This window comes from Aeromonas sobria (assembly GCF_050266975.1).
GTDB lineage: Bacteria > Pseudomonadota > Gammaproteobacteria > Enterobacterales > Aeromonadaceae > Aeromonas > Aeromonas sobria_B.
Map to the genome: position 1 here is coordinate 130,303 of NZ_JBKISU010000002.1, position 26,349 is coordinate 156,651.

A 26,349-nucleotide genomic window follows, 5' to 3' on the forward strand; every position below is an offset into this window, starting at 1 on the left:
GAGGCTAGCGGCTGGGGCTGGCTTGGCGCGGCTGGGGCTGGGTCAGCGGGCCCTGGATGTCGAGGAAGCGGGCCACCCTCTCCCTGTCGTCCAGGGTGTCCTGATAACCGAGGGCGATCAGCTGCTGGCAGTAACCGGGCACGAACATCAGAAAGCTGGCCAGGCTGCTGGCCTCATCCCCCTTGACCCCGAGGATCCGCAGCAGGCGCCGCATCTTGGTCGGCAACTGCGACAGGAAGGGCAGCGCCAGCAGATCGAGATCCTGGCTCGGCTGCAGCAGGCAGGCCTCCACCTCCTTGAGCTTGAGCCTGGCCCTGTCCCGCTCCGGGATGAGCGACAGGGTGAGGTTGATGCGCCCGAGCCGCTCCAGATCCGAGTTGAGGGTATCGGTGAACACAGTCTCCAGCAGGTGGCTGGCGATGTGGGAGCTGGTCAGCCGCTCCCGGAACTGGCCCTGGCCGGGCTCGGGGGGCGAGGCCAGGGCGATGGCGAGGATCCGCTCCGCCCCCAGGTGGATGGCCGGGCTGAGGGGGCTGAGCTGGTGGATGGAGCCATCCCCGTAGAATTTGTCGCCGATGCGGGTGGCGGGAAACACGAAGGGGAGGGCGCTGGAGGCGAGCAGGTGATCCGAGGTGATCAGGGTGCGGATGCCGCGCCTGCGCTCCCGCTGCCAGGGCTGGTGCTGGGAGCGCCCCTGGAAGAAGGTGGTGCTGAGCCCGTCCCCGTAGTCCGATGCCGTGATGGCCAGGGCCTCCAGGCTGCCGTAGAGGATGTTGTCATCGATGCGGTGATAGTCGATGAGCTGCTCGAGCAGCTTGCGCAGGGGGCCGTTGTCGAACAGGTTGAAGGCGCGGTTCGGGTCCGGGTGGATCAGGCCGGCCGAGCCCTCGTAGAGCAGGCGCCAGAGCAGGCGCCCCGGGTGAAAATCGAAGATGTGGTGCGTCTCGAAGCGGCGCCAGACCCACTCCAGCTTGCGCACCCCGAGCTGAAAGCAGGAGGCGTGGCAGGCGAGGGAGGTGGCGTTGAGGGCGCCGGCCGAGGTGCCGCACAGTATGGGGAAGGGGATCCCCTGATTGCGGGGATAGAGTTCGGCAATGGCCTTGAGGGCGCCAACCTGGTAGGCGGCGCGTGCGCCGCCGCCGGTTAACAGCAGTGCTGTATTGGGTCTGGCCATAGGGATGCGCCTTATGGTGAGTGCAAGGGCGGTTGCCACCGCGCCACTTAACTATAAGAGCTTGTATCCCGGATAAAAATGGGCCGCGATCTCATTTTTCACGGCCCGTTGGCGACTCAGGCCGAGGGGGCAGACTGGCTCAGCTGCGCGAAGGCGGCAAACAGGGCCGGGCTCGCCAGAATGCGGCCATGTCCCAGCCCCTGGGTGGAGATGAGGCGGGTGCGGCCGTTCTGGCTGGCACGCAATGAGTCTTGGTAGGGGGCGAACCTGTCCGCCTCGTCATGGACGATGAGGGCCGGTCCGCTGCGCCTGGCCAGGGCGGCCAGGGGATCCACCTCGCTCAGGGGGTGCTGGTACTCCTGCTCTATCTCCTTGACCACGGCATCGAACAGCCGCATCGAGTAACCGGAGCGCGCCACCATGGCGTAGAGCTGGGGCACATAATCGATGACGGGGGCGACCAGCAGCAGGGGGCAGGACTCCAGGCTGGGATGACGGCTGGAGAGGGCGACGGCGCCCCCCATGCTGTGGGCCATGACCCCATGGATGGGGCCGACCCGCTCGATCAGCTCATCCAGTGCCCGCACGAAGCGGGGCAGGTGGCCCGTGCTGCCCTCGCTGTTGCCATGGGCGGGATGGTCGTAGGCGATGGCGGTGAAGCCCCGGGCCGCGACCTGCTCCATCAGCGGGAACAGCTGGCTGGCGCTGCCGGACCAGCCGTGCATCAGCAGCCAGACCGGGCCCTGGCCGAGCCGGTAGCTCATCAGCTGACCCTCGCCGGTATGGACGGCCTGGCGGACGAGCCCCTCGGGCGTGGCCTCATCCCGCTGATTGCGCTGGGGGGTCAGCAGCAGCCGGCTGGCGGTGCGCCTGGCATGGCGCGGGGCCAGGCCGTGGTGCAGTCGGGTGCCTATGCCCAGCAGCCACTTGCTCGGGCTGAATCGGCGGGTGTTGAAGTAGATCTTGCTGCTCATGGGTCAATCCTGTGGCGGCACGGGGCGACGCGGGTCATCAACCTTGCGAACGGTCGTGCTTTTCTGTTGGTTTTAAAAAAACAGCCTGGTCGGCGGTGAAAAGCGGCCCGGCCAGCCTTGCCTGGGAGATCGGGTCGCGGCGCCCTCTTCCTGGCGCTTTTTTCGGCCTCAGGCCGAGTGCGCGCGCCAGCTGGCCAGCAGTGCCGCCACCTCGGGCCAGAAATGCTGCCCGGGATCCTGGCAGAGCCCCAGGGCACCGAACACCTGATCCCCCAGATAGAGGCCATAGAGGCGGTAGACGGCGCGCCAGGGATCCAGATCCCCGCGCCACTCCCCCTGCTCCTGGCCCTGCACCACCTGGCGGGCCAGGTAGTCGAGCCAGAAGCGTACCAGCTGGCGGGCCGCCTGCTGCACCGCCCCCTCCTGGGCCGAGGTCCAGACATCGAGGAACATGCAGCGCCCGGCGAAACTCTGGTTCCAGGCGAGCCAGGCCTGCAGCAGGGCCGTCAGCTTCTCGCCCTGGCTGGGATACTGCTGCCGGCGCACCGGCTGGATCACCCGATCCCGGAACACCTCGGCGGCATGCTCGAGCACGGCGATCTGCAGGTTGTCGCGGGAGTGGAAGTGGGCGAACAGGCCGCTCTTGGACATGTCGCAGGCACTGGCCAGGGAGCCTATGGTCAGGCTCTCCAGCCCCTGGATGCTCGCCTGCTCGAAGCCCTGGTTCAGAATGTACTCCCGGGTCAACTGGCCCTTGCTCATCACATCCCCTCTCTGGTCCGGCTGGCCAGCATAGAGGACGATCGTGCTATTTGTCGAGCAAGAAACCCCATGGCGCGGCCGGGATCAATGATGGCGAGTTGGCGCGGGGTCCCGGCGCGGTGGCGACGAGTCTCGTCGTCCTTGATGTCTTTTGGCTGGTGCGGGTTCCCGGGAGCCGTCATCCTTGCTATCCATCTGCTGGCGCGCAATGACCGCCTGGGAGCGATGCTTTGCGTCGGGTTGGCGTGACGGCTCAGGCGTCCTTGCTATCTATCTTCTGGCGCGCAATGACCGCCTGGGAGCGATGCTTTGCGTCGGGTTGGCGTGACGGCTCAGTCGTCCTTGATATCCATCTGCTGGAGCGCAATGACCGCCTGGGTACGATTCTTGACCCCGAGCTTGCGAAAGATAGCCGTGATATGGGCCTTGATGGTGGCCTCGGAGACATTGAGCTCCCAGGCGATCTGCTTGTTGAGGCTGCCGTCCCGCAGCATCACCAGCACCTTGTACTGCTGGGGGGTGAGGCTGGCGAGCTTGCTGGCCAAGTCGGGGCCGTCCTCGTACTCGGACTGGAGCGAGATCCCCTCGGGCAGCCAGGTATCCCCGGCGATGACGGCGTTGAGGGCCGTCACCAGCTGCTGGAGGGGGGAGGACTTGGGGATGAAGCCGAGGGCGCCGAGCCGCAGCACCTGGGCAATGATGGCGGGATCCTCCGAGGCCGAGACCACGACGATGGGCAGGTCAGGATACTGGCCGCGCAGGTGAACCAGCCCCTCGAAGCCGTTGGCGCCCGGCATCTTGAGATCGAGCAGCAGCAGATCGACTTCGGCATGGGCCCCCAGCAGTTGGGCCAGGCTGTCGATGGAGTCCGCTTCCAGCAGCTGGGCATCGCTAATGGCCATGTGCACGGCCTGATAGAGGGCGCCCCGAAACAGGGGGTGGTCATCTGCGATGACGATGGTAAATTGGCTGTCCATAGCTCGATGTTAACTATTTGTTTTGGAACACCAAACTAGCACCGCCGCCCATGAGGGTCAAACCCGTGGCGCGACAATTGTGATGGCTGGCCGGGATAGATTGCAACCTTGTCAATAGCCGCTGCCGGCCGCCGATGGCACAGGGATAGAGGAGAAGCAGATGGACGAGATGGTATTGACGGTGGGCACCGGCTCGACCTGGGCGATGCGAGCCGCCCTGGTGCTGGGGCTCAGCGGAGTGGCGTGGCGCGAGCGGGCCTTCGATCTGGCGGACGCCGCCGACATGCACCGCCTCAAGCAACAGGCCCCGGCCGGGCTGGTGCCCTGGCTGGACCATGGGGCCGTGCGGGTGCATGACTCCCTGGCCATCGCCGAATACCTGCATGAGCGCTGCCCCGAGCGCCACTTGTATCCGCCTGATCGGGCCGAGCGCGCCCTGGCCCGCAGCCTGTGCGCCGAGCTGCATGCCGGGTTTGGCCAGATGCGCGCCCTGCTGCCCTTCTTCCTCGGTGCCCCCAGGGTGCAGGAGCCGCCCCTGGCGGCGCTGCCGGAGCTCGCCAGGCTGCAGGTGCTCTGGTCCCAGGCGGGGGCGGGGTTCTACTTCGGCGCCCCCGGCATAGTGGATGCTTTCTATGCCGTCATGGCGCAGCGGCTGTTCAATTACGGCATCTGGTTGCCGGGGGCGGCGGGCGCCTATCAGCGCCACCTGCTGGCCTGGCCCCTGTGGCAGGAGACCCTGACCCGCGCCACCGAGCAGTGGCCCGGGTTGGCCGCCCAGCCCCAGGGCTGATCCTGATCAGGGGGAAACGCGAGAGGGGAGCCATGGGCTCCCCTCTTTCTTGCTGGCTTGGCCGCTACTGCTGGCGGCCGGCGAAGACCACCACCACCTTGTCATCCCCCTTCTCCCGCACGAAGGCGTAGGGGGCATCTTCAATCTTCTTGTGGCTGCCCGCGGCGATGGCCGGGTGGGCGGCGCGGAACTGGCCGAGTCGTTGCCAGTGTTTGACCAGCTCGGCTTTCTCGCCGCTCGCCAGCTCCTGCCAGTTCATGTCGGATCGCACGCTCTGATCGAACACGCCGCCATCCTTGGCCAGCCCCCGGCCTGACTCGTCGCCGTAGTAGATCTGTATGCCCCCCGGCAGCAGCATGAAGCTGCTCGCCACCCGCCGTTGCAGCGCCACATCCTGATAGTCGCCGAAGAACAGCTTGGTGTCGTGGGAGCTGATGTAGCTCAGCACGTTGAACTCGGGATCCTGGTTGATGCGGCTGGCGTAGCCGGCATAGGTGGCATCGCTTCCCGCCATGCACTGGGCCTGGGGCAGGGCGAACTCGCGCTGATAGTCGAAGTTGATCAGGGAATCGAAGCCGTGCTGGTACCAGAAATCCTTGCTCACCCCGTGATCCCACACCTCGCCCACCAGGTAGAAGGGCAGATCGTCGAGGGCCTTGTCCGGGTTGGCGGCCTTCCACTCCTTGAGCGCCGCCGTGCCCGCCTGCTTGAGCCTGGCCCAGACTTCTGGCTCCAGGTGTTTGACTGTGTCGGCCCGAAAACCGTCGATGCCAAAGCGCCGTACCCAGTCGGTGTGCCAGGCGATGAGGTAGTCGCTGACGCTTGCATTGGGCAGCGCCTTGGCCCGGGTGTCTTTTTTTGCCGCCAGCAGCGGCGGCAGGCCCACCGGTTTGCTGGACTCGGTCAGGAAGTCCGGCAGCCCCGCCACCGAGCCGCTGACATCGTCGGTGCCGGGCTGCGGGTAGCCGGGCAGGCCGGCCCGCACCCAGTCGGGGCCCCACCATTTGCCGCTCCAATCGCTCGATTGATAGTCGATGAACTGGTTGTAGCCATGCCAGTTGAGGCCGCCGCTCGGGCGCCACTCGTTCCAGCGGCTCGGCAGTTTGCCGCTGTGCTGGGTCAGCTCGGTGAGCCCCAGATCCTGCAAGTCGGCCAGGGTGGCGTAGCCGGCGTGGTTCATCACCACGTCGAGGATGATGCGCATGCCGCGCTGGTGGGCCTCGTCCACCAGGGTTTTCAGGCTCTCCTCGTCGCCGTAGTTGGGGTCGATTTTGGTGAAGTCCAACGCCCAGTAGCCGTGATAGGCGTAGAAGGGGAAGTTGCCCTGCTCGCCGCCGCCGATGAAGCCGTGAACCTGCTCCACCATGGGGGTGATCCAGATGGCGTTGATGCCGAGGCTCTTGATGTAGTCGAGCTTCTCGGTCAGCCCCTTGAAGTCGCCGCCGTGCCAGGTGGCCACTTCGTCCTCGCCATCCTTCTGGCGGCCGAAGCTGTGATCGTTGCTGGGATCGCCGTTGTGGAAGCGGTCGGTCAGCAGAAAATAGACGCTCGCCTGATCCCAGCTGAAGGGCGCCGGTTGGGCTGCCTTGACCGGCTCGAGCAGCAGCAGGCCGCCGCTCTCCTTGTTCGGCGTCAGGGTGAGCTTGCCCCCCTTGACCAAGGCCTCCTGCCCCGAGTAGGCATCCCGCAGCCGGGTGCCGTCGGGCCAGACGCCCTTGAGCGACACCGTGACCGGGCCGCCATCCCAGCTGATGCAGGGCTCCGCCGGCGGCTGGCGCTTGAACTCGCTCCTTTTGGTCGCCCGCAGCACCTTGAGGCTGGGGGTATCTGGGTTGAAGCTGAACTCGTAGTCCCCGGCCAGGACGACTCGCAGGGTGAAACTTGTCCCCTTGGCGCACTTGTCCATGGGCTGGGCGGTACCGAAGGGGAGCGGCTTGATCTGGCTCGGACCGAAGCTGGTGCCGCAGCTGTTGCCCGCATCGCTGATGCGGATCTGGTGGCTGCCCTTGGCCAATGGATGGGTCAGGGTGACCATGCCCTTGTCCAGCGCCACGGCGTCGCCGACCGGCTTGTCGTCCACATGGAGACGGACCTCGGGGGCGGCCAATGCCTGATGGGGGAGCAGCGGACCGGCCAGCAGGGCGAGCCACAGGGGGGAGAAGCGGGGAGAGGGGCGCATATGCCATTCCTTGAGCAGAGCAGTTCGGATAAGCGCCCATTCTAGGAGGCGGCTTCGCCTCCTTGGATCGGCAAAATGCCGATCTGTGAGCTCGGTGACCCTGGTTACGTTTTCAAGGATGGGAAAGTGTGACGGGGGCAAAGCGGGGGAGCCGAGTCGCCAGAAAAATGCCGGTCCCTCGACCGGCATGCTGGCATGGTTGTCTGCCTCGTCCCGGGATCAGACGGTGAAGAAGAGGTGGTTGACGAAGGCGACCGCGATGAAGGAGGCCACCATGCCGCTGATGCAGAGCACGGCCGGGCGCAGGGCGGGCCAGCGGTGGGTCAGCAGTATGATGGCCAGCAGGGTCGGGTAGAGGCCGAACATGTAACGGGGCATGGCGTTGAGCCCCGTCATCAGCGGAATGGTGCAGCAGATGAACATCAGGGTCGCCTCGGCCCAGCGTTTCTGGCTGAACAGATAGAGGTTCAGGGCCCAGCCAAACATCACCATGATGGAGAGATAGGCCTTGCGTCCCCCCAGCTCGAAGCCGCTCAGCCACCAGTCCAGCGGGCTGTCCATTTCGCGGCCCCAGGCGACCTGGATGTGCTTGAAGGCGAAGGCATCTCCCACCAGGTTGTGCAGATAGACCATGTAGGCGAACAGACCAAAGGGGATCAGCCAGAGGGTGAACACCACCTTGAGGGTGCGCTCGCTGAAGCGGAAGAACTCCCGCCAGCCGTAGGCCTGCAGCGCCAGGATCAGCACGGGGAACACCATCATCACCCCCAGATTGCGGGTCCCGGAGATGAAGATGCCGAGCAAGGCGACCATGAGCCACTGCTCCCGATAGGCGAACAGGAACATGCCCAGCATGAGCGCCATGAACATGGGCTCGGTGTAGCCCGAGACGAAGTAGGCCGAGAAGGGGGAGAAGGCGAGCAGCCAGACCCCGAAGCGGGCGGTCTCTTCCCCCAGCTTGAGCTGGCGCAACACCAGCAGCATCAGCGGCAGGCTGATGAAGAAGGCGAGGTTGGCCACCAGCATCAGCCCGAACAGGCTCTCGACCTCGAGCAGGTTGGAGATGCTGCCGGCCAGTATGGGGTAGAGGGGCATGAAGGCCCAGTTGGCCGCATTGCCCTTGCTGAGCCAGCGCGGGTAGAGATCATAGCCGTTCTCTATGATGCGCTGGAACCAGACGCAGTCGAACTGGCAATAGGCCTGGAAGGGGCCGACGTCGGGGCCGTAGAGCTGGGTACCGAAGTAGCCCATGCCATACAGGGCGAGCCGGCTCAGGAAGAAGGCGGCGAGGATCAGCAGCCAGTCCCGGCCATCGAGGCGCAGGGAGGGGCGATAGGGGGCGCTCGCCCCCTGGGACAGGGTCAGGTCACTCATCAGGCAAATACCCAGATACGGGAGAGAACATAGGTCAGCACGGTCACCGTCAGGGTGGCGATGACCACGGGCAGCAGGCCGGAGAGCCCGGCAAACAGCAGGCCGCTCAGGATCAGGTTGCGCACCGCCAGGGAGAAGAGGGCCACCAGCAGGAACTTGCCGGCAGCTCCCTGCTTCTGGAAGGTGATGTACCTGTGCCCGAAGAAGGAAAACCAGAAGGCGATCAGGAAGGCGAGGGTGGTGACCAGGTGCTCATTGATGCCCGGCCAGCCATGAAACAGGGCGAAGGAGGTGCCCAGATCCACCAGGGTGGCGCCTCCCCCGACGAAACCGAAGCGCACCAGACGCCAGCATTCATCCCGGGAGATCATGGGGTCTGCTGCTCCTGGTCGTCACTTCCCTTCGCGGCTGGCACCGGCTTGGTCGCCTTGGCCCGGCCCTTGCGCGCAGCGGGCTTGCCCGCCTCATCGGCGGCATATTGGCCGTAGACCCCTTCGATGAGGTAGACGGGGCGCTGCTTCACTTCCACGAACATGCGGCCTATGTACTCGCCTATGATGCCGAGCGACAACAGCTGGATGCCGCCGAGGAAGAGCACCACCGACATCAGGGAGGCGTAGCCGGGCACGTCGATGCCAAAGAAGAGCACCTGGGTCACTATCTTGAGGATGTAGAGGAAGGCGATGAAGGAGACCCCGATCCCCACATAGCTCCACACCCGCAGCGGCCAGCTGGAGAAGCTCATCAGGCCGTCGAGGGCGAAGTTCCACAGCTTCCAGTAGTTGAACTTGGTCTCGCCGGCGTGACGGGCGGGGCGCTCGTAAGGCACGCCGACCGCGCGAAAACCGGCCCAGGCGAACAGGCCCTTCATGAAGCGGTTGCGTTCGGGCAGCTGCTTGAGCGCCTCCACCACCCGGCGATCGATCAGGCGAAAATCACCGGCATTCTCCGGCAGCTTGGTGGTGCTGGAGAGCATGTTGAAGAAGCGATAGAAGCCGCCTGCGGTGATCCGCTTCATCGAGGTGTCGGCGCTGCGATCGACCCGGATGCCATAGACGGTGTCGTAGTCACCGCTCTGCCACAGCTTGACGAACTCCAGGATGAGGGAGGGGGGATCTTGCAAGTCCACATCCATGGGCACCATGGCATCGCCGCGTGCCTGGTTCAGGCCGGCGGTCATGGCCGCCTCCTTGCCGAAGTTGCGGGCCAGGTTGACCAGGGTGACGCGCGGATCCCGGGCGATGGCCCGCTCGATCGCCTCGCGGGTGCTGTCACGGCTGCCGTCGTTGACGAAGACGATCTCCAGGTGCTCCCTGATGGAGGCAAGTTCTGTGTCTATCGCGGCAATGAAGGCATCTATGCTCTCTTCCTCGTTATAAACGGGCACGACCAGAGAGAGTCGGAAATCGGCTTGCGACATGGGGCTGTCCTTATGGGAGAACGGGGACTTCAGTGGAGAAGGGGGCGACTCGGCTCTGCGGTCAGGCGCAGGGATTCGACATTGAGCGGGGTGACGGTCGACAGAGCCAGGAAGTTGAGCTGTTTGGGATCCTGGTTCAGGGCCTCACCGGGCAGGCGGAAGTTGATCTCGTTCAGCCCCGCCTTGGCCAGCTTGACCGTGGTGACGAAGTCATTGCCCATGGCGACCTTGAGCAGGGCGCCCGCCTCCGGGCTGTTGATGCGGGCCCGTACCGTCAGGGTGTTGGCCGCGCCGCGCTGGGGCAGCAGGAAATAGAGGCCGCCCTGGCCGCTCAGCTGGGTGCCTTGTTCGCTCGGTTTCTTGGCCCAGCCTTCGCTGGAGAGGAAGCGGCTCGGCTTGGTCAGGTTGAGCTCATTGCCCACCCGATAGGTCATGCTGGAGTTGTGTTCCCAGAAGCGGGTCTTGCCTTCCAGGTAATAGAGGCGGTAGGCCAGGCTCACATCGGGGTGGGCGGCCAGATAGAGGGTGTAGAGATAAAAGCCGCTCAAGGCGAGGATGGCTGTGATGAATCCGAACTTTTTGTAAGTCATGTTGCTCTCTACGGCCTGTGGTGGGGCTAACCGCGCATATGCTAATCCAATTGCAAAAAAAGCATAGTGGATCACAAAAAAATATTTGGTCAGATATTAACCCCAGCTTATGCCCGCTACAGCCCCCTCACCACCTCGCGGATTCAGGATGGTTTGGCGTCGAATGGGTAGCAATCCCCGAGGGCGGCGAATGACGGGCCTCGGGGGCAGATGGCGGGTCGGGGTCGGGAAGAAGGGTGCGTCATGCCTTGACATCTGTTTTTCGGCGGGAGCAGTCGCCATGTCATCTTTCTCCCTTTATGATGGAGTCACTCTGCGCAAGGATGCCCCATGACTCGCCTACTCCTCCCTCTGTTCGCCCTGTTGCTGTCCCCTGCGTTGTGGGCGTCGGCCCTGTGCCCCTCTCCGCTGCGGGTCGGTTTCGATAATTGGCCTCCCTATCATTACTATGAAGCGGATTCGCCCTCGCAGATGCGTGGATATGCCGTCGAGGTATTGTCCGCCGTGCTGGCTAGAATGGGCTGCAAGGTCACCTATCTGGAGTTGCCGTGGAAGCGGGTGCTCCATGAGATGGAGCATGGCGAGATCGATGTGGCGATGGAAGCCAACATCAACGACGAGCGTGCCCGTTATGCCTATTTTTCCGATCCCTACAATCCGGGGCGCACCCTGTTGTGGGTGCGTCAGGGAAAGCAGTATGACGAGCAGGATCTGGCGAACTGGTTGGCCAAGGGCTACAGGTTGGGGATCACCAAGGATTACTTTTATGGTGATGAGGTGATGGCCTTGCTCGATCGTTATCCCGGGCAAGTGAGCGCGGTGAGCGATAAACAGAATTACAACAAGCTGCTCCGGGGACGCATCGACGGGTTTCTCGGGGATATGCTGGCGACCTCCAGCGGGCTCAGCCAGGCGGGGATGAGTGGCCAGTTCTCATCTCATCCCATGGTGGTGTACGAGTCGCCGAGCTATTTCATGCTGAGTCGGTTGACGGTCTCTGCCCACTTCCTGGCGCAGTTCAACCAGACGCTGGCTGACTTCAAGGCAACGGGTGAATATGAGCGAGTCTGGCGGCGCTACACCCGGGTGCGCTAGCCGCTCGCTGCCGGTATGCTGGCCAGCCCGCGCCGATTGTCGCATCATGGGCAGGCAGCCGGGGCGTTTCGATTGCAAGCAATGTTCGGATGAATTGAGGTTCACATGGCAAAGAAGTATTGGCTGGCATTGGCAAACCTGATGTGGCTGGGATGCTGGCCGCTGGGACTGGCACAGGCCACCGAGACCGCCGTGGTGGTGAGTGCGGCGAGCGGAACCCATGAGTGGTACCAGGATGCCAGGGCCGAGCTGGCCAGGCACGAGCTGGAGCAGCAGCTGCAGGAGGCGGTGCTGGCCCAGCTGCACCCCGAGTTCAAGCCCCTGTGGCAGCGGCTCAAGGCCACGCCCGAGCAGGCGCGTGGTCCCCTTTATGACGAGGCGTTTGGCAAGCTGACCCGCTTCCAGCAAGGGTGGCGCGCCATGGACCTGGTCGCGCGCGAGCAGCTCAAGACCCGCAAGCTGGATCTCTCCCTGCCCCCGGTCCAGCCGCCCGAGGGGGGCGATCTGCTCGACCAGATCAGGAGCCTGCGGCCCCAGGTGGCGGAATACGATGCGGTGCGGGCCCAGGTGGCGCGCCTGCTGACCCTGCCCATGGCCAGCGACTGGCCGACCCTCGCCATGCCGACCCTGCGACTGGGTGAGCCTTCCCCCGCACTCGGGCAGATCCGCGCCATGCTCAACGAGCTCGGCGATGTCGCCCCCGCCCACGAAGACGAGATCTATGATCCCGAGACCGAGCAGGCGATCAGGCTGTTTCAGGGCCGTCACGGCCTGACCGCCGACGGCATCATAGGTCGCCGTACCCTGGCCTGGCTCAACACGGGTCCCCTGGTGCGCGCCAGCCTGCTGCTGCGCAATCTCTGGCGCCGGGATCTGGTGGATCATCTGGTGGGCAACCGCTACGTGCTGGTCAATATTCCCGACTATCGGCTGAGCGTGGTGCAGGGGGGAAGCGAGGTGTTCACCAGCCGGGTCATCGTCGGCAAGGAGCAGCGGGAGACCCCCATCCTCGCCAGCGAGATCCGCTCCGTGGTGCTCAATCCCGCCTGGCATGTGCCCAGATCCATCCTGAGCAAGGACATACTGCCCAAGCTGAGCCGGGATCCGGGTTACCTCGCCCGGGAGCGGTTCGAGGTGACGGACAGCGCAGGCAACCCCCTCTACTTCACCGAGGAGCAGTGGCACCAGGCCCTGGCCGAGGGCTTCCCCTACCGGTTGCGGCAAAAGCCGGGGGATCACAACGCCCTGGGCCGTTACAAGTTCTATCTGCCCAACAATGACGCCATCTATCTCCACTCGACCCCGGGCAAGCGGCTGTTCGAGCAGGGGGCGCGGGCCTTCAGCTCGGGCTGCATCCGGGTCGAACATGCCGATGATCTGGCCGAGCTGCTGCTGGCCGACTCCCGCTACCAGCCGGACAAGGTGGCCAGCCTGCTGAAGCAGGAGAAGACCAAGTGGTTGCCCCTCAGCACGCCGACCCCGGTGTTTACCGTCTACTGGAGCAGCTGGATCGACGGGGAGGGGCGCCAGCAGCTGCGCAGCGACATCTATGGATTTGATCGAGTCAGCTTCCAGCCCCAGCACCTGTGATCCCGAACACAGAGTCGACAGCCCGGCCCCGGCCGGGCTTTCTGTTGGCGGGTTTGGGTTTGACAGGGGGGTGAGACGGCGGGTAAGTTCGAGCGGTTGTATCAAATTCATTCACTTACGGACGGAGCCGACATGCTCGACACAGAGATAAGCCGACGCCGCCTGCTGCTGGGGGCCGGTTGTGCGATGGGCGCCAGCCTGCTCTCCTTTCCGGCCCTGGCGAGCCGCAGCACCCACAGCCGCGAGCTGAGCTTCTTCAACCTCAATACCGGCGAACGGGTCAAGGCAAGCTACTGGGAGCAGGGGCGCTACCTGCCCGATGGTCTGGCCGAACTCAATCACCTGCTGCGGGACTATCGCCGGGACGAGGTGTTCAACATGGATCGCAAGCTGTTCGATCAGCTCTTCCTGTTGCAGCAACGCCTCGGCCACAGGGGCGAGATCCAGCTCATCTCGGGTTACCGTTCCCCCGCCACCAATGCCGCCAAGCACAGGCGCAGCAAGGGGGTTGCCAAGCGCAGCTACCACACCCTGGGCCAGGCGGTCGATGTGCGGCTGCAAGGGGTGCAGCTCGCCCACCTGCACCAGGCGGCGCTGCAGCTCAAGGTGGGTGGGGTGGGCTACTACCCCAGCGACAATTTCGTTCACCTCGATACCGGCCCGGCCCGCAGTTGGTAGACTCATTCGGCCTTATTTGCTGACAGGGGGGGGCGGGCCTGCTAGGCTTTGCGCTCACCAGAAGAGGAGAACGAGATGAAGCAGATCCTGATAGGCGCCTTGATGGCCCTGGTATTGACGGGTTGCAGCAAGGTCAATCGTGACAACTATGACAAGCTCAAGATGGGGATCAGCTACAACCAGGCGAGCACCATCCTCGGCAAGGCGGACAGTTGTGACGACGTGCTCGGTACCACCAGCTGTGTCTGGGGCGATGCCCAGCACAACATCAAGATCCGGTTCATCGCCGACAAGGCGACCTTCTTCAGCTCGGAGGGTATCAAGTAACCCCGAGCAACAAAAAAGCGCCGTCAGGCGCTTTTTTGTTGCTCGCAATCCAGAGGGCAGACGCTACTCAGTGGGAGGCGTACTGGTAGTTGAAGGTAGGCAGTCCCCACTTGAAGCGTACCGCCAGCAGCCGCAGCACGAAGCCGATGCCGATGGCACCGAACGCCGCCCAGTCGTTGGGCAGGCCCTGCTCGAGGGCCAGGCAATAGAGGCCGGCGGTGATGAGGGAGACGCCGGCATAGAGCTCGCGTCTGAACACCAGGGGAATGCGCTGGCAGAGCAGGTCTCGCAGCACGCCGCCAAACACCCCGGTCACTACCGCCATGATGCAGGCGATGCCGGCGCCGTGCCCCATCTCCAGGGCGCGGGCCGCCCCGAAGATGGAGAAGACCACCAATCCCAGGGCGTCGAGGGCCATGAACAGCTTGCCGAGGTAGCGCATCAGGGGCGCACAGATGACGCTGAGCAGGGCAGCCCCCGCCACCAGCAGCACATAGTGGGGATGCTCGACCCAGAGCAGGGGGTAGTGGCCGAGCAGCACATCCCGTATGGTGCCCCCGCCGATGGCCGTGGCCGAGGCGATGATGACAACGCCAAACAGGTCCATCCGCCTGCGACCCGCCGCCAGGGCCCCCGTCATTCCCTCGGCCACCAGACCGAGCAGGAAGAGTGCATGTAACATGAGAAATACCCGGGATTAAAGAAAGGCCCGCATCCTAACAATCCTGCTCAGTCCCTACAAGCGACACTACATTCACATTAGATTAAGTAATGAAAAGGGGGTCATTGCCCTAATGCCGATCAGTTAAGGATCCATTGACCGATCCTCCTGATGTGTAAAAATCCGAAACCTGTTGATTTGGTTTCGGATTCTTTATGCGTATCGAACAGGCTCTCGACTTCCTCCACGCCAGCAATATGGCCCAGTTTGAGTCACTCTCTGACCTCATTCCCCCCGCGCTCATCACCTCCCTGCTTGGCGAAGAGGGCGTCGCCACTCTGCGCCGTCGCCGCATGCCCATGGAGCGCCTGGTCTGGGCCATCATCGGCATGGCCATCTTCCGCAACGTCCCCATGACCCAACTGGTCAATCAGCTCGATATCCTGCTGCCCGGCGACCGCCCCTTCGTCGCCCCCAGCGCCTTCCTGCAAGCCCGCCAAAAGCTCGGGGACAAGAGCATTGCGCGTCTGTTCCACGACACTGCCACCCGCTGGCATCAACAGGCCAACCACCCCGGCTGGGCCGGACTGCAACTGCTCGCCGTCGATGGCGTGATGTGGCGCACCCCCGATACCCCGGACAATGCCGCCGCCTTTGCCAAGCCCGGCACCCAGCATGGCGAGACCGCCTATCCCCAGGTGCGCATGCTCTGTCAGATGGAGCTGACCAGCCATCTGCTGGTTCAGGCCGTGATGGAGAGTTGCGCCGTCAACGAGATGGCGCTGGCCGAGCAGCTCATCGAGCGCACACCGGACCACTCGCTGACCCTGTTCGACAAAGGCTTCTACTCCCTTGGCCTGCTCCACGCCTGGCACACCACCGGCAGTGAGCGGCACTGGCTGCTGCCGCTCAAGAAGGGCACCCAATACGAGGTGGTACGCAAGCTGGGGCGCCAGGATGCGCTGGTGCAGCTCAAGACCAGTCCGCAGGCGAGGAAGAAGTGGCCGCAGTTGCCAGAGGCAATAGAAGCCCGCTTGCTGACGCGCACTATCAACGGCAAGGAGCGGCAGGTGCTGACCTCGATGGTCGACCCGATGCGCTTCCCGGGGGCTGACATCGTGGAGCTGTATGGCCATCGCTGGGAAATCGAGCTGGGGTATCGGGAGATGAAACACAGCCTGCAGCAGCACCGACTGACCCTGCGCAGCAAGAAGGCGGCGGGGATACGGCAAGAGCTGTGGGGTGTGCTGCTGGCCTATAACCTGCTGCGTAGCCAGATGGTGAAGATGGCGGCGAGCCTGAAGGGATACACGGCGAGCCAGCTGAGTTTTCACATGGCGTCGGTGTACCTCATCCATGAACTGAGTTGCATGCCGTATGTGTCACCGGGGAATATCCCGGGGCGGGTGGCGGGGCTGGAGAAGCAGGCGGGGCAGTTTGTGCTGCCGGCACGAAGAGAGCGAAGTTACCCCCGCTGCGTGAAGCCAAGGCCACAGAAGTACAGTGTGAAAAAAGCCAATAAAAACAATGCCAGTCAGGCTTAACTGACTGGCATTAGTCATTGCCCCCTCTTTTTCTCATGCCGTCATCGCTTCAGCGTCCGAGCTGTTCATCCCGGTACTGATCCACCCACATGGCGGTGGCGCCGCAGATGGCCACCGGCATCACGAACAGGTTCACCACGGGAATGGCGGAGAAGAGAGTCACCAGGGCGCCGAAGCTCAGGCACTTGCCGCGCCGCTGCTTCAAGGCATCGCGCATGGTGATGAAGTCGATCTTGTGGTTGTCGAACGGATAATCCACATACTGGATCGCCATCATCCAGGCGCTGAACAGGAACCAGAGCAGGGGGGCCAGGGTCTGGCCGACCACGGGGATCAGGAACAGGATCAGGCAGCCGATCGCCTTGGGCAGATAGTATTTGAGCTTCTTCCATTCGCGGCCGAAGGTGCGCGGCACATCCTTGACGATGTCGAGCATGCCCGTCTCGGCGCTCGCCTGCCCGGTGAGTTGCTGCTCCACCTTCTCGGCCAGCAGGCCGTTGAAGGGGGCGGCCACCCAGTTTGCCACCGAGCTGAACAGGAAGGAAAAGACCACCAGTATGGTGATGAGGGCGATGGGCCAGAGCAGGTAGTCGAGCCAGGAGAGCCAGCTCGGGATCTGCTGGTGCAGCCAGGCGAACAGGCCGTCCAGTTGCAGCAAGAGGGCGTAGAAGGCACCGGCAAACAGCACGAAGTTGACCAGCAGGGGGATCAGCACGAAGGTGCGGATCCCGGGTTGGCGGATGAGTGAGAAACCGCGCAGGAAGTAGTCTGCACCGCTGATAGAGTCGTTGACTAGGGGGCGTGATTGGCTCATATGAGCTCCATCCGTGACAGGAAACAGCCTGCATATTACAAACAAGCCATTGATTTGGTAAAGTCGCCGACCATTCCTTATTTCGTGCCGTGGCGACTGAAAATCGGGTAGGGATGGGGATAATGCCTGCATATTACAAACAAAGCCGGGTCTGGATTTGCTAAAGTCGCCAGCTCGCCTCCCCACTATTTAGCCCGGATATAGGCCTCCATGCGTCTGAAATTGATCAAGCTCGCCGGTTTCAAGTCGTTCGTCGAGCCGACCAAGATAGTGCTCAGTGCCGACATGACCGCCGTAGTGGGGCCAAATGGTTGCGGCAAATCCAACGTCATCGACGCGGTACGCTGGGTGCTGGGGGAGAGTTCGGCCCGCCATCTGCGCGGCGAGAACATGACGGACGTCATCTTCAACGGCTCCCTCAACCGCAGCGCCCATGGCCGCGCCTCGGTCGAACTGGTGTTCGACAATCCCCACAACCGGGTGCCCGGTGAATTTGGCCGCTTCGGCGAGATCTCGGTGCGCCGTGAGGTGCTGCGCGACGGCTCCAACCACTACGAGATCAACGGCCAGAAATGCCGCCGCAAGGATGTCACCGACCTCTTCCTCGGCACGGGCCTGGGGCCGCGCAGCTACGCCATCATAGAGCAGGGCACCGTCAGCCGGCTGGTGGAGTCGCGCCCCGCCGATCTCAAGCTGTTCATGGAGGAGGCCGCCGGGGTCTCCCGCTACAAGGAGCGGCGCCGGGAGACCGAGCTGCGCATCCGCCACACCCAGGAGAACCTAGAGCGGCTCGGCGACATTCGCGGCGAGCTGGGCTCGCGCCTCGAACACCTCAAGTCCCAGGCCGAGACAGCCGAACGCTACACCCAGCTCAAGCACCGCTCGCGCGCCGCCCGGGCCGAGCTCATCGGCTCCGAGCTGTGGGCGCTGGAGACCCGACTGGCTCAGGCCAAGGAGGAGCTGGGCAAGGTGGAGCTCGCCATCGCCGCCCTCGACGCCAGACGCAGCCAGGATGACAGCCGCCACATCAGCCTGTCGGTGGCCCGCCAGGAGGCCCAGGCCGAGCAGACGGCGCGCCAGCAGCAGCTCTTCCTTGGCGGTCAGGCCATCGCCCGGCTAGAGCAGCAGCAACTGCACCGAGACGAGCTGGGGCGCGACTGGCAGGCTCGCCACGGCGCCCTGAGTGAGCGAGTCGAGGGGCTCAAGGGCCAGCTGGCCGAGCAGCATGAGGCCCAGACAAATCTTGTCCTGGCCACCGAGCAGGAAGAGGCCCGCCTCGAGCAGTGTGAGCAGTTGCTCACCGAGCAGCAGGCACGACGGCTGGCGGTGAGCGAGGCCCTCGAAGGAGCCAGGGGACGGCAACAGCAGTGGCAGCAGCGCCAGGGGCAGCTGCAAACCCAGCTCAATCAGATCCGCACCCAGCAACAGGGCCTGCAGGAGTTGCAGGCCAGGACCCGGCTCGCCCGGCTCAAGCTCGAGGAGGCGCAGGGGGGCGCCCTCGGCCAGCAGCCGGATCTGCAACCCCGACTGGATGCCCTGTCGGATGAGCTGGCGCTCTCCCGGGCCCGACATGACGAGCTGGAGGCGCAGTGGCAGGCCGCCGTGGCCCGCCACGAGACGCTCAAGGGAGAGCGGGATCGCCAGGGGGGTCTGCTGCGCGAATTCGGTGCCCGCCTCGCCACTCTTGATCAGATGCTGGGGGAACAGATGGCGGGGGCCACCCTGGCGGACCGGCTGCAGATCGCCCCCGAGTGGGCCCAGGCCCTGGACAAGGTGCTCGGGCGCTGGCTCACCGCCCAGCCGGGGGATGAGTGCAACCTGGCGCAAGACGGGCTCTGGATAGGCCCGGCTCAGCCTGCGGTACCCGGCACCCTGGCGGCCCGGCTGGAGGGGGAGCACATCCCCGCCTTCCTCAACGTCATCTGGCTGGCCGATGACAGGGCGGCGGCGCTGGCCCGCCAGCCATCGCTCCTGGCCGGTGAGTCGGTACTGACCCCGGCGGGAGACTGGTTTGGCCCCAACTGGGCCGATCTCGGTCAGGGCGGCGCCCTTGGCACCCTGGCGCTGCTGGGGGAACGTGAGCGGTTGCACACCGAGCTGGCCGCAGGGGAGCAGGCGCTGGCCCGGCTGGATGCCCGGTTGAGTGGAGCCGATGGCGAACGCGCCCAGCTGCACGGCGCTCTTGAGGCGAGCCAGCGCGCCCTGCGCGAGCAGGAGCAGCAGTGGCAGCAACTGCGGGAAGCCTGGAGCCAGCAGCAGGGCCAGCGTCAGGAGCGTCTGCTGCGCCTGGGCCAGCTGGGCGAAGAGCTGAGCCGCCTCGACGCCGAGCAGGCCGCCGAGGCCAGCCGCGGCGAGGCCCTCACCCAGGCCCTCGAGCTGGCCGATGCCCAGTGGCAGGAGCACCTGGCCCAGGGGGAGTCGGAGCAGGCACAGCGGCGTCTGCTCGAGGAGCAGGCGCAGCGGGCCGAGCAGGATCTGGAGGCGGCGCGGGGTCGCCGTGAGCAGCAGCAGGGGCAGTGCCAGCGCCTGCTGCTGGAAAAACAGAATCTGAGTCAGCTCATCGCCCTGGGCGAGCAGGAACTGGCCCGGCTCGGGCTGGAATTGGCGCAGCTCAAGGCGCCGCAGCCGCAGGAGAGTCAGGAACTGTCGCCCCTGCTCGGCGAGCAGCGCGCCCTCGAAGAGGCCCAGCTTGCCTGTCATCAGCGCATCGCTCGCCTCGATCAGGCGCTGGCCGAGCTGGAGCAGGCCCGCAGCCGGGATCGGGCGCAGATGGTGACCCTGCAAGAGCAGCTGGCCCAGCTGCGTCTGGAGCGCGAGCGCAATCTCACCCGCAGGCAGGGGCTGCACGAGCAGCTCGAGGAGCTGGGGGTTCGCCTGATTGACCTCGATCAGGCGGCGCTCATCGCCGCCAACCGTACCGCCCTGCGCCAGGAGATCCAGACCCTGGAGGGGCAGGTGGAGGCGCTGGGGGCCATCAATCTGGCCGCCCTTGGGGAGTATGAAGAGGCGAAGAGCCGGGCCGGATACCTGGAAGATCAGTGCCAGGATCTCGAACAGGCACTGGAAACCTTGAGCCAAGCCATTAAAAGAATTGATAAAGAGACACAAATACGCTTCCGTGACACTTTCGATAAGGTCAATGAAGATTTAAAATCCCTGTTCCCCAAGGTGTTTGGGGGCGGGAGTGCCTGGCTGGAACTCACCTCCGACGATCTTTTGGAGGCCGGGGTGAGCATCATGGCAAGACCTCCGGGCAAGAAGAATGCTACCATTGCCCTGCTTTCCGGGGGGGAGAAGGCCTTGACCGCGCTGGCGCTGGTTTTTGCCATCTTCAGACTCAATCCGGCGCCATTTTGCATGCTGGATGAGGTGGATGCACCGCTCGATGAAGTGAACGTCGGTCGCTTCTGTTCTCTTGTCAAAGAGATGTCGAGCACAGTACAGTTCATTTATATCAGTCATAACAAGGTCTCCATGGAGATGGCCGAACAACTGGTCGGCGTAACGATGCAAGAGCCCGGGGTTTCTCGCATCGTCTCGGTCGATATCGGTGAAGCCGTCGCTTTGGCTGAGCAAAACTAGAAAGAGAAGCAGCTAATGCAGGAATTGCGTTACATCTTGGTCGCCTTGGGCGGGATTGCCATTGCGGCATTGCTCATTCACGGGTTGTGGAGCAACAGGAAGAATCGTCAGTCCCCGATCAAGGAGAAACCCTTGAACCGGATGGACAGCAAAACACGGGATCGTGACAGCGATGCCTTCGACAGCGACGGCATCGGCCAGGTGCGCGTGGTCAGTGCCGGCCGCCGTGCCGAACCCAAGCTGCAGAGCGAAGCCGTCCCGCGCAGCCAATATCTCGATGACGAGGACGAGGACGAGCTGCCGCCGCCCGCCCCGCGCAAACCCGTCGCTCGCCCGGTCGCGCCCCCTCCCGTCTATGAAGAGGAAGAGGAGATGGAGGAGCCGGTGCTGGAGACAGTGGCGCCCGAGCCCCAGCGCAAGCCTGCCCAGGTCAATCGTCGCACCCCGGTCTACCGCTCCCGTCCCCAGCGCGAACCGGCCTTGCAGCCGTTCGATGATGAGCCCCAGAGCGAGCCCGATTACACCAGCGGCCTCAGCTTTGGCGAGGCGCCCCGGGCCCAACCCCGTCAGGCCGCCGAACCCGTCGCCGAACGCGCCCCCCAGGTCGAGACCCGGAGCGAGCGCGCCGCTCCCGTTCAGGCCCCCGTCTATGACGAGCCCGAGCCGGTACGCGCCCCGGTCGAGAAGATCTGGCAGGATGTCTACGTCATCAACCTGATGGCCCGCCCCGGTCAGGAGCTGCAAGGGGCCGCCCTGCTCGCCTCCCTGCAATCCCTGGCGTTCAAGTTTGGCGAGATGGACATCTTCCACCGTCACGAGGGGCTGGATGGTCATGGCGAGGTGCTCTTCTCCATGATCAACATGGTCAAGCCGGGCACCTTCAACCCCTACCGCATGGAGCAGTTCAGCACCCCGGGTGTGTCCCTCTTCATGCAGCTGCCCCTGCGCAGCAACGTGGCGTTCGCGTTCGAACACATGTTGCAGGCCGCCGATCAGCTGGCCAGCGATCTGGATGCCATGCTGACCGACATGGAGCGCAGCCCCTTGAGCGACGAGACCATAGCCCGTTATCGCCGCGAGCTTGCCGCCTTCGAGGCGGGTCGCGACTAAGACTCCCCGGGGTCTGCAAGATAAAGAGTGCGGTACCCAGGTGCCGCATTTTTGTTTCTGCCCCGGCCTGGATTTTTCATCACACTTCGAGACTTTTTCATGAGCGAGTCCCTCTCCCGCCACAGCCAGCTGTGTGAACTGCTTAATGACTACGGCCACCAGTATTACGTGCTGGACAACCCCACTGTGCCGGACGCCGAATACGATCGCCTGATGCGTGAGCTGATTGCGCTCGAGGCCGAGCATCCCGAGCTGAAGACCCCCTCGTCCCCCAGTGCCCGGGTCGGCGGTGCGCCGCTCTCGGCCTTCAAACAGGTGCGCCACGAGATCCCCATGCTGAGCCTGGACAACGTCTTCAGCGGCGAGGAGCTGCAGGCGTTCGAGCAGCGCATGAAGGATCGCCTCAAGCGGGAGGTGAATTTCACCTTCTGCTGCGAGCCCAAGCTGGACGGCCTGGCGGTCAGCCTGCTCTATGTGGAGGGCCAACTGGTGCAGGCGGCCACCCGGGGCGATGGCACCACGGGGGAGGAGATCACCGAGAACGTGCGCACCATCAAGGCCATTCCGCTCTCCCTGCGGGGCAGCGGCTGGCCCGCCCGGCTGGAGGTGAGGGGGGAGGTCTTCATGCCCAGGGCCGGCTTCGCGGCCATGAACGAGAAAGCCCTGGCCGCCGGGGAGAAGGTGTTCGTCAACCCGCGCAACGCCGCCGCCGGCAGCCTGCGCCAGCTCGATTCCCGCATCACCGCCAGCCGTCCCCTGAGCTTCTACGCCTATGGCGTGGGGGTGGGCGGCGACGAGCTGGGGGATTCCCATTTCGCTCGCCTCAATCAGCTCAAGGCCTGGGGACTGCCGCTCAGCCCCGAGGTGAAGCTCAAGGAAGGGGCGGCCGGCTGCCAGGCTTTCCACGATGACATCCTGGCCCGTCGCGGTGAGCTGGCCTATGAAATTGATGGCGTAGTCTACAAGGTGGATGCCATCCCCTTGCAGCTGGAGCTGGGCTTCGTGGCCCGGGCGCCGCGCTGGGCCACCGCCCACAAGTTCCCGGCCGAGGAGGAGATGACGGAGCTGGAGAATGTCGAGTTCCAGGTGGGCCGCACCGGCGCCATCACCCCGGTGGCCAAGCTCAAGCCCGTGTTCGTCGGCGGCGTCACCGTCTCCAACGCCACCCTGCACAATGCCGACGAGATAGCGCGCCTCGGCGTCATGATCGGCGATACCGTGATTGTGCGCCGGGCGGGGGATGTGATCCCGCAGATAGTGGCCGTGGTGGAGGCGAAGCGCCCGGCGGATGCCCGCGAGATCCTCTTCCCCGCCCAGTGCCCGGTGTGCGGCTCTGCGGTGGAGCGGCTGGAAGGGGAGGCGGTGGCCCGCTGCGCCGGCGGCCTGTTCTGCGAGGCCCAGCGCGCCGCCGCCATCAAGCATTTCGCCGCCCGCCGCGCCATGGACGTGGATGGCCTGGGGGACAAGATAGTGGATCAGCTGGTGGACAAGGGGATGATCAAGACCCCGGCGGACCTGTTTGGCCTCAACGCCATCCAGCTGGCCGGTCTCGAGCGGATGGGGCAAAAATCCGCCCTCAACCTGGTGGCCGCCATCGACAAGGCCCGCAGCACCACCCTGCCCCGCTTCCTGTTTGCCCTCGGCATTCGCGAGGTGGGGGAGGCGACGGCGCTGAACCTCGCCAACCACTTCCTCACCCTGGAGGCGCTGCGGGAGGCGAGCGTGGAGCAGCTGCTCGCCGTGCCGGACGTGGGGGACGTGGTGGCCAAGCATGTCTACTTCTTCCTGCGCCAGCCCCACAACATAGAGGTGCTGGATGCGTTGCTGGCCGCCGGCATCCACTGGCCGGCCATCGAGAAGAAAGAGGCAAGCGCCCAGCCCTTCGCCGGCAAGACCTTCGTGCTGACCGGCACCCTCACCCAGCTCTCGCGCAACGACGCCAAGGCGGCCTTGCAGGCCCTGGGGGCCAAGGTGGCGGGCTCGGTGTCGGCCAAGACGGATGTGCTGGTGGCCGGGGATGCCGCCGGCTCCAAGCTGGTCAAGGCCCAGGAGCTCGGCATCACCATCTGGACCGAAGCCGAGTTGCAGGCGGCGCTTCAGCCCTGAGCCCCCCCTCTTCGCGATGACAGCAGACCCGGCCCAGGCCGGGTCTGTTGTTTCTGCTGGCCGCAGGATCAGGGATGGCGACAGGGGAGAGGACGGCGCGGCCGCGGCGCACCAGGGGAGGCCTGGAAAAGAGCAAGAAAGTGAAAACCGGGGATCCGCGCCCGGGCCAATCGGGGTCTGGCCTGGACGGAAATGCTATCCCTTTGGGTCTGATTTCTAACTGAGCAGCTGGCGGAAAACCTGTCCTGGATCAAGAAAGCGGTGCCGGCTTTGGGGCCTAATAGCCACCACATATAGGGCATTAAAGAATTAAATCACCTATATATTGTGTTTGTAAGCTGTGTATAACGTCAGCCTCTGCCAGATGCCAGCCAGGGTCAGAGGCCCGGCTGGCCCCGCCTCGCCCTGGTGAGCCGGGCGGGCTGGCATCGCTCATCGGGTCGACCCGATACGACCATTTTTTGCGGGGATAAGAGATGAAACCGGTTGTGATCAAACGTGATGGATGCCGTGCGCCATTCAATGGCCAGCTGATTGCCGAGGCGGTGAGCCGGGCGGCGGAAGCGGTCAATCAGGCCAGTCCGGCGCTGGCCGAGCGCATCGCCGGCGCCGTCAGCCAGGAGCTGGAAGGGCGGGGCGAGGTGGATATCCACGAGATCCAGAACCGGGTCGAGAACCACCTGATGGCGTCCGACGACAAGGCCATCGCCCGCGCCTACATCGAATACCGTCACGACCGGGATCAGGCCCGGGAGGCCCGTGGCCGCCTGGCCCAGGAGATCCGCGGCCTGGTGGAGCAGACCAACGCGGCCCTGCTCAACGAGAACGCCAACAAGGACTCCAAGGTGATCCCGACCCAGCGCGACCTGCTGGCGGGCATCGTCGCCAAGCATTACGCCATCAGTCACATGCTGCCCCGCGACGTGGTGCAGGCCCACGAGAGTGGCGATCTGCACTTCCACGATCTCGACTACTCCCCCTTCTTCCCCATGTTCAACTGCATGCTGATCGACCTGAAGGGGATGCTGACCCACGGCTTCAAGATGGGCAACGCGGAGATAGACACCCCCAAATCCATCAGCACCGCCACTGCGGTGACCGCCCAGATCATCGCCCAGGTGGCGAGCCACATCTATGGCGGCACCACCATCAACCGCATCGACGAGGTGCTGGCCCCCTATGTGACCATCAGCTGGCACAAGCACCGGGAGGTGGCCGAGGAGTGGGGCATCAGCGACGTGGACGCCTACGCCATGGCCCGCACCGAGAAGGAGTGCCACGACGCCTTCCAGTCCCTGGAATATGAGGTCAATACCCTGCACACCGCCAACGGTCAGACCCCCTTCGTCACCTTCGGCTTCGGCCTGGGGGATAGCTGGGAGTCGCGGATGATCCAGCGCGCCATCCTCGGCAACCGTATCGCAGGCCTTGGCAAGAACAAGAAGACCGCCGTGTTCCCGAAACTGGTGTTCGCCATCAAGGATGGCCTCAACCACAAACAGGGGGATCCCAACTACGACATCAAGCAACTGGCGCTGGAGTGTGCCTCCAGGCGGATGTATCCGGACATCCTCAACTACGACCAGGTGGTCAAGGTGACCGGCTCCTTCAAGACTCCCATGGGTTGCCGATCCTTCCTCGGTGCCTATGAGGAGAATGGTGAGCTGGTCCACGAGGGACGCAACAACTTGGGCGTGGTGAGCCTCAACCTGCCGCGCATTGCGCTGAAATCCCGTGATGAAGCGGATTTCTGGGACAAGCTGGATGCCGCCCTGCGGGTGGCCAAGACGGCGCTCATGTACCGCATCGAGCGCCTGGACGGTGTGAAAGCCCGGGTCGCCCCCATCCTCTATATGGAGGGGGCCTGCGGTGTGCGGTTGAAAGCGGACGATAACGTCAGCGAGATCTTCAAACATGGCCGCGCCTCCATTTCCCTCGGCTATATAGGGGTGCACGAGACCATCAACGCCCTGTTCGGCGACTCGGTACACCTGTTTGACAGCGAGACCCTGCGCCAGAAGGCCATCGCCATCATAGCGCGGCTCAAGGCGGCCACCGACCAGTGGAAGGAGGAGACCGGCTACGGCTTCAGCCTCTACTCCACTCCGAGCGAGAACCTCTGCACCCGCTTCTGCCGCATCGACGCCAAGGAGTTTGGCGTGGTGGCCGGGGTGACCGACAAGGGCTACTACACCAACAGCTTCCACCTGGACGTGGAAAAGCAGGTGAACCCCTACGACAAGCTGGACTTCGAGGCGCCCTATCCCCCCATCGCCAGCGGTGGCTTCATCTGCTACGGCGAGTACCCCAATATCCAGCACAACCTGGAAGCGCTCGAAAACGTCTGGGACTACAGCTATGACAAGGTGCCCTACTACGGCACCAACACCCCCATTGACGAGTGCTACGACTGCGGCTTCACCGGCGAGTTCGAGTGCACCTCCAAGGGCTTTACCTGCCCGCGCTGCGGCAACCACGACCCGGCCAAGGTGTCGGTGACCCGCCGGGTGTGCGGCTACCTCGGCAGCCCGGATGCGCGCCCCTTCAACGCGGGCAAGCAGGAAGAGGTCAAACGCCGGGTCAAGCATATGTAAGCGCAGAC

Annotated in this window: 21 protein-coding genes; 10 read left to right on the forward strand and 11 right to left on the reverse strand. The window is 64.3% G+C overall.

The window, feature by feature from the left end; translation table 11 throughout:
• Positions 1-4: 4 nt before the first annotated feature.
• The 4 genes from ACLHZ1_RS01780 to ACLHZ1_RS01795 all read right to left on the reverse strand — a co-directional run bounded on the left by ACLHZ1_RS01780 (position 5) and on the right by ACLHZ1_RS01795 (position 3,887).
• A complete protein-coding gene (locus ACLHZ1_RS01780) occupies positions 5-1,174 on the reverse strand; it encodes a patatin-like phospholipase family protein (protein WP_427260716.1) in 1,170 nt (389 codons plus the stop codon).
• Positions 1,175-1,290: 116 nt separating this feature from the next.
• Positions 1,291-2,148: an alpha/beta fold hydrolase gene (locus ACLHZ1_RS01785; protein WP_427260717.1), complete on the reverse strand. Its 858-nt coding sequence runs from the start codon at positions 2,146-2,148 to the stop codon at positions 1,291-1,293.
• Positions 2,149-2,316: 168 nt separating this feature from the next.
• Positions 2,317-2,910, reverse strand: a complete 594-nt coding sequence (locus tag ACLHZ1_RS01790; RefSeq protein WP_427260782.1) for a TetR/AcrR family transcriptional regulator — start codon at positions 2,908-2,910, stop codon at positions 2,317-2,319.
• Positions 2,911-3,242: 332 nt separating this feature from the next.
• On the reverse strand, positions 3,243-3,887 hold the full coding sequence (locus ACLHZ1_RS01795; RefSeq protein WP_427260718.1) for a response regulator: 645 nt from the start codon (positions 3,885-3,887) through the stop codon (positions 3,243-3,245).
• A 160-nt stretch (positions 3,888-4,047) separates the two neighbouring features.
• Between ACLHZ1_RS01795 and ACLHZ1_RS01800 the strand changes: the two genes are divergently transcribed.
• Positions 4,048-4,677, forward strand: a complete 630-nt coding sequence (locus ACLHZ1_RS01800; RefSeq protein WP_427260719.1) for a glutathione S-transferase N-terminal domain-containing protein — start codon at positions 4,048-4,050, stop codon at positions 4,675-4,677.
• Between the two features lie 64 nt (positions 4,678-4,741).
• Here ACLHZ1_RS01800 and ACLHZ1_RS01805 read toward each other — a convergent pair whose 3' ends face one another.
• The 5 genes from ACLHZ1_RS01805 to ACLHZ1_RS01825 form a co-directional block, all read right to left on the reverse strand.
• Positions 4,742-6,856, reverse strand: coding sequence for an alpha-amylase (locus tag ACLHZ1_RS01805; RefSeq protein WP_427260720.1), 2,115 nt, complete (start codon positions 6,854-6,856; stop codon positions 4,742-4,744).
• A gap of 219 nt (positions 6,857-7,075) precedes the next feature.
• Positions 7,076-8,230 (reverse strand): hypothetical protein, encoded by a 1,155-nt coding sequence (locus ACLHZ1_RS01810; RefSeq protein WP_427260722.1) that lies wholly within the window; start codon positions 8,228-8,230, stop codon positions 7,076-7,078.
• Entirely contained in the window at positions 8,230-8,601 is a 372-nt protein-coding gene (locus ACLHZ1_RS01815) for a GtrA family protein (protein ID WP_041993472.1), read from the reverse strand. Before ACLHZ1_RS01815 ends, ACLHZ1_RS01810 begins: the two co-directional genes overlap by 1 nt.
• On the reverse strand, positions 8,598-9,650 hold the full coding sequence (locus ACLHZ1_RS01820) for a glycosyltransferase family 2 protein (RefSeq protein WP_427260723.1): 1,053 nt from the start codon (positions 9,648-9,650) through the stop codon (positions 8,598-8,600). Before ACLHZ1_RS01820 ends, ACLHZ1_RS01815 begins: the two co-directional genes overlap by 4 nt.
• 29 nt (positions 9,651-9,679) lie before the next feature.
• Positions 9,680-10,240 (reverse strand): hypothetical protein, encoded by a 561-nt coding sequence (locus ACLHZ1_RS01825; protein ID WP_427260725.1) that lies wholly within the window; start codon positions 10,238-10,240, stop codon positions 9,680-9,682.
• A 330-nt stretch (positions 10,241-10,570) separates the two neighbouring features.
• On the opposite strand from ACLHZ1_RS01825, the gene ACLHZ1_RS01830 reads away from it, so the two are divergent.
• The 4 genes from ACLHZ1_RS01830 to ACLHZ1_RS01845 all read left to right on the forward strand — a co-directional run bounded on the left by ACLHZ1_RS01830 (position 10,571) and on the right by ACLHZ1_RS01845 (position 13,930).
• Positions 10,571-11,335: a substrate-binding periplasmic protein gene (locus ACLHZ1_RS01830; RefSeq protein ID WP_427260726.1), complete on the forward strand. Its 765-nt coding sequence runs from the start codon at positions 10,571-10,573 to the stop codon at positions 11,333-11,335.
• A gap of 105 nt (positions 11,336-11,440) precedes the next feature.
• The gene (locus ACLHZ1_RS01835; protein ID WP_427260727.1) at positions 11,441-12,925 is read left to right on the forward strand and encodes a L,D-transpeptidase family protein; all 1,485 of its coding nucleotides are present in this window, start codon (positions 11,441-11,443) and stop codon (positions 12,923-12,925) included.
• Positions 12,926-13,057: 132 nt separating this feature from the next.
• The gene (locus ACLHZ1_RS01840) at positions 13,058-13,603 is read left to right on the forward strand and encodes a DUF882 domain-containing protein (protein ID WP_427260728.1); all 546 of its coding nucleotides are present in this window, start codon (positions 13,058-13,060) and stop codon (positions 13,601-13,603) included.
• 75 nt (positions 13,604-13,678) lie between these two features.
• Positions 13,679-13,930, forward strand: a complete 252-nt coding sequence (locus ACLHZ1_RS01845) for a DUF3862 domain-containing protein (protein WP_427260729.1) — start codon at positions 13,679-13,681, stop codon at positions 13,928-13,930.
• 67 nt (positions 13,931-13,997) lie between these two features.
• Here the strand turns inward: ACLHZ1_RS01845 and ACLHZ1_RS01850 are convergent, their stop codons facing one another.
• Positions 13,998-14,612, reverse strand: a complete 615-nt coding sequence (locus ACLHZ1_RS01850; RefSeq protein WP_427260730.1) for a trimeric intracellular cation channel family protein — start codon at positions 14,610-14,612, stop codon at positions 13,998-14,000.
• 194 nt (positions 14,613-14,806) lie between these two features.
• On the opposite strand from ACLHZ1_RS01850, the gene ACLHZ1_RS01855 reads away from it, so the two are divergent.
• Positions 14,807-16,135, forward strand: a complete 1,329-nt coding sequence (locus ACLHZ1_RS01855) for an IS4-like element ISAeme12 family transposase (RefSeq protein ID WP_427260731.1) — start codon at positions 14,807-14,809, stop codon at positions 16,133-16,135.
• Positions 16,136-16,184: 49 nt separating this feature from the next.
• On the opposite strand, the gene cysZ is transcribed toward ACLHZ1_RS01855, so the two are convergent.
• Positions 16,185-16,949, reverse strand: coding sequence for a sulfate transporter CysZ (cysZ, locus tag ACLHZ1_RS01860; RefSeq protein WP_408792458.1), 765 nt, complete (start codon positions 16,947-16,949; stop codon positions 16,185-16,187).
• 210 nt (positions 16,950-17,159) lie between these two features.
• Here cysZ and ACLHZ1_RS01865 point away from each other — a divergent pair, with 210 nt between their 5' ends.
• From ACLHZ1_RS01865 to nrdD, 4 genes are all read left to right on the forward strand, one after another.
• Positions 17,160-20,531, forward strand: a complete 3,372-nt coding sequence (locus ACLHZ1_RS01865; protein WP_427260732.1) for an AAA family ATPase — start codon at positions 17,160-17,162, stop codon at positions 20,529-20,531.
• Positions 20,532-20,546: 15 nt separating this feature from the next.
• On the forward strand, positions 20,547-21,641 hold the full coding sequence (zipA, locus tag ACLHZ1_RS01870) for a cell division protein ZipA (RefSeq protein WP_427260733.1): 1,095 nt from the start codon (positions 20,547-20,549) through the stop codon (positions 21,639-21,641).
• A 99-nt stretch (positions 21,642-21,740) separates the two neighbouring features.
• Positions 21,741-23,747, forward strand: a complete 2,007-nt coding sequence (ligA, locus tag ACLHZ1_RS01875; protein WP_427260734.1) for an NAD-dependent DNA ligase LigA — start codon at positions 21,741-21,743, stop codon at positions 23,745-23,747.
• Between the two features lie 476 nt (positions 23,748-24,223).
• A complete protein-coding gene (gene nrdD / locus ACLHZ1_RS01880; RefSeq protein WP_427260735.1) occupies positions 24,224-26,341 on the forward strand; it encodes an anaerobic ribonucleoside-triphosphate reductase in 2,118 nt (705 codons plus the stop codon).
• Positions 26,342-26,349: the final 8 nt, after the last annotated feature.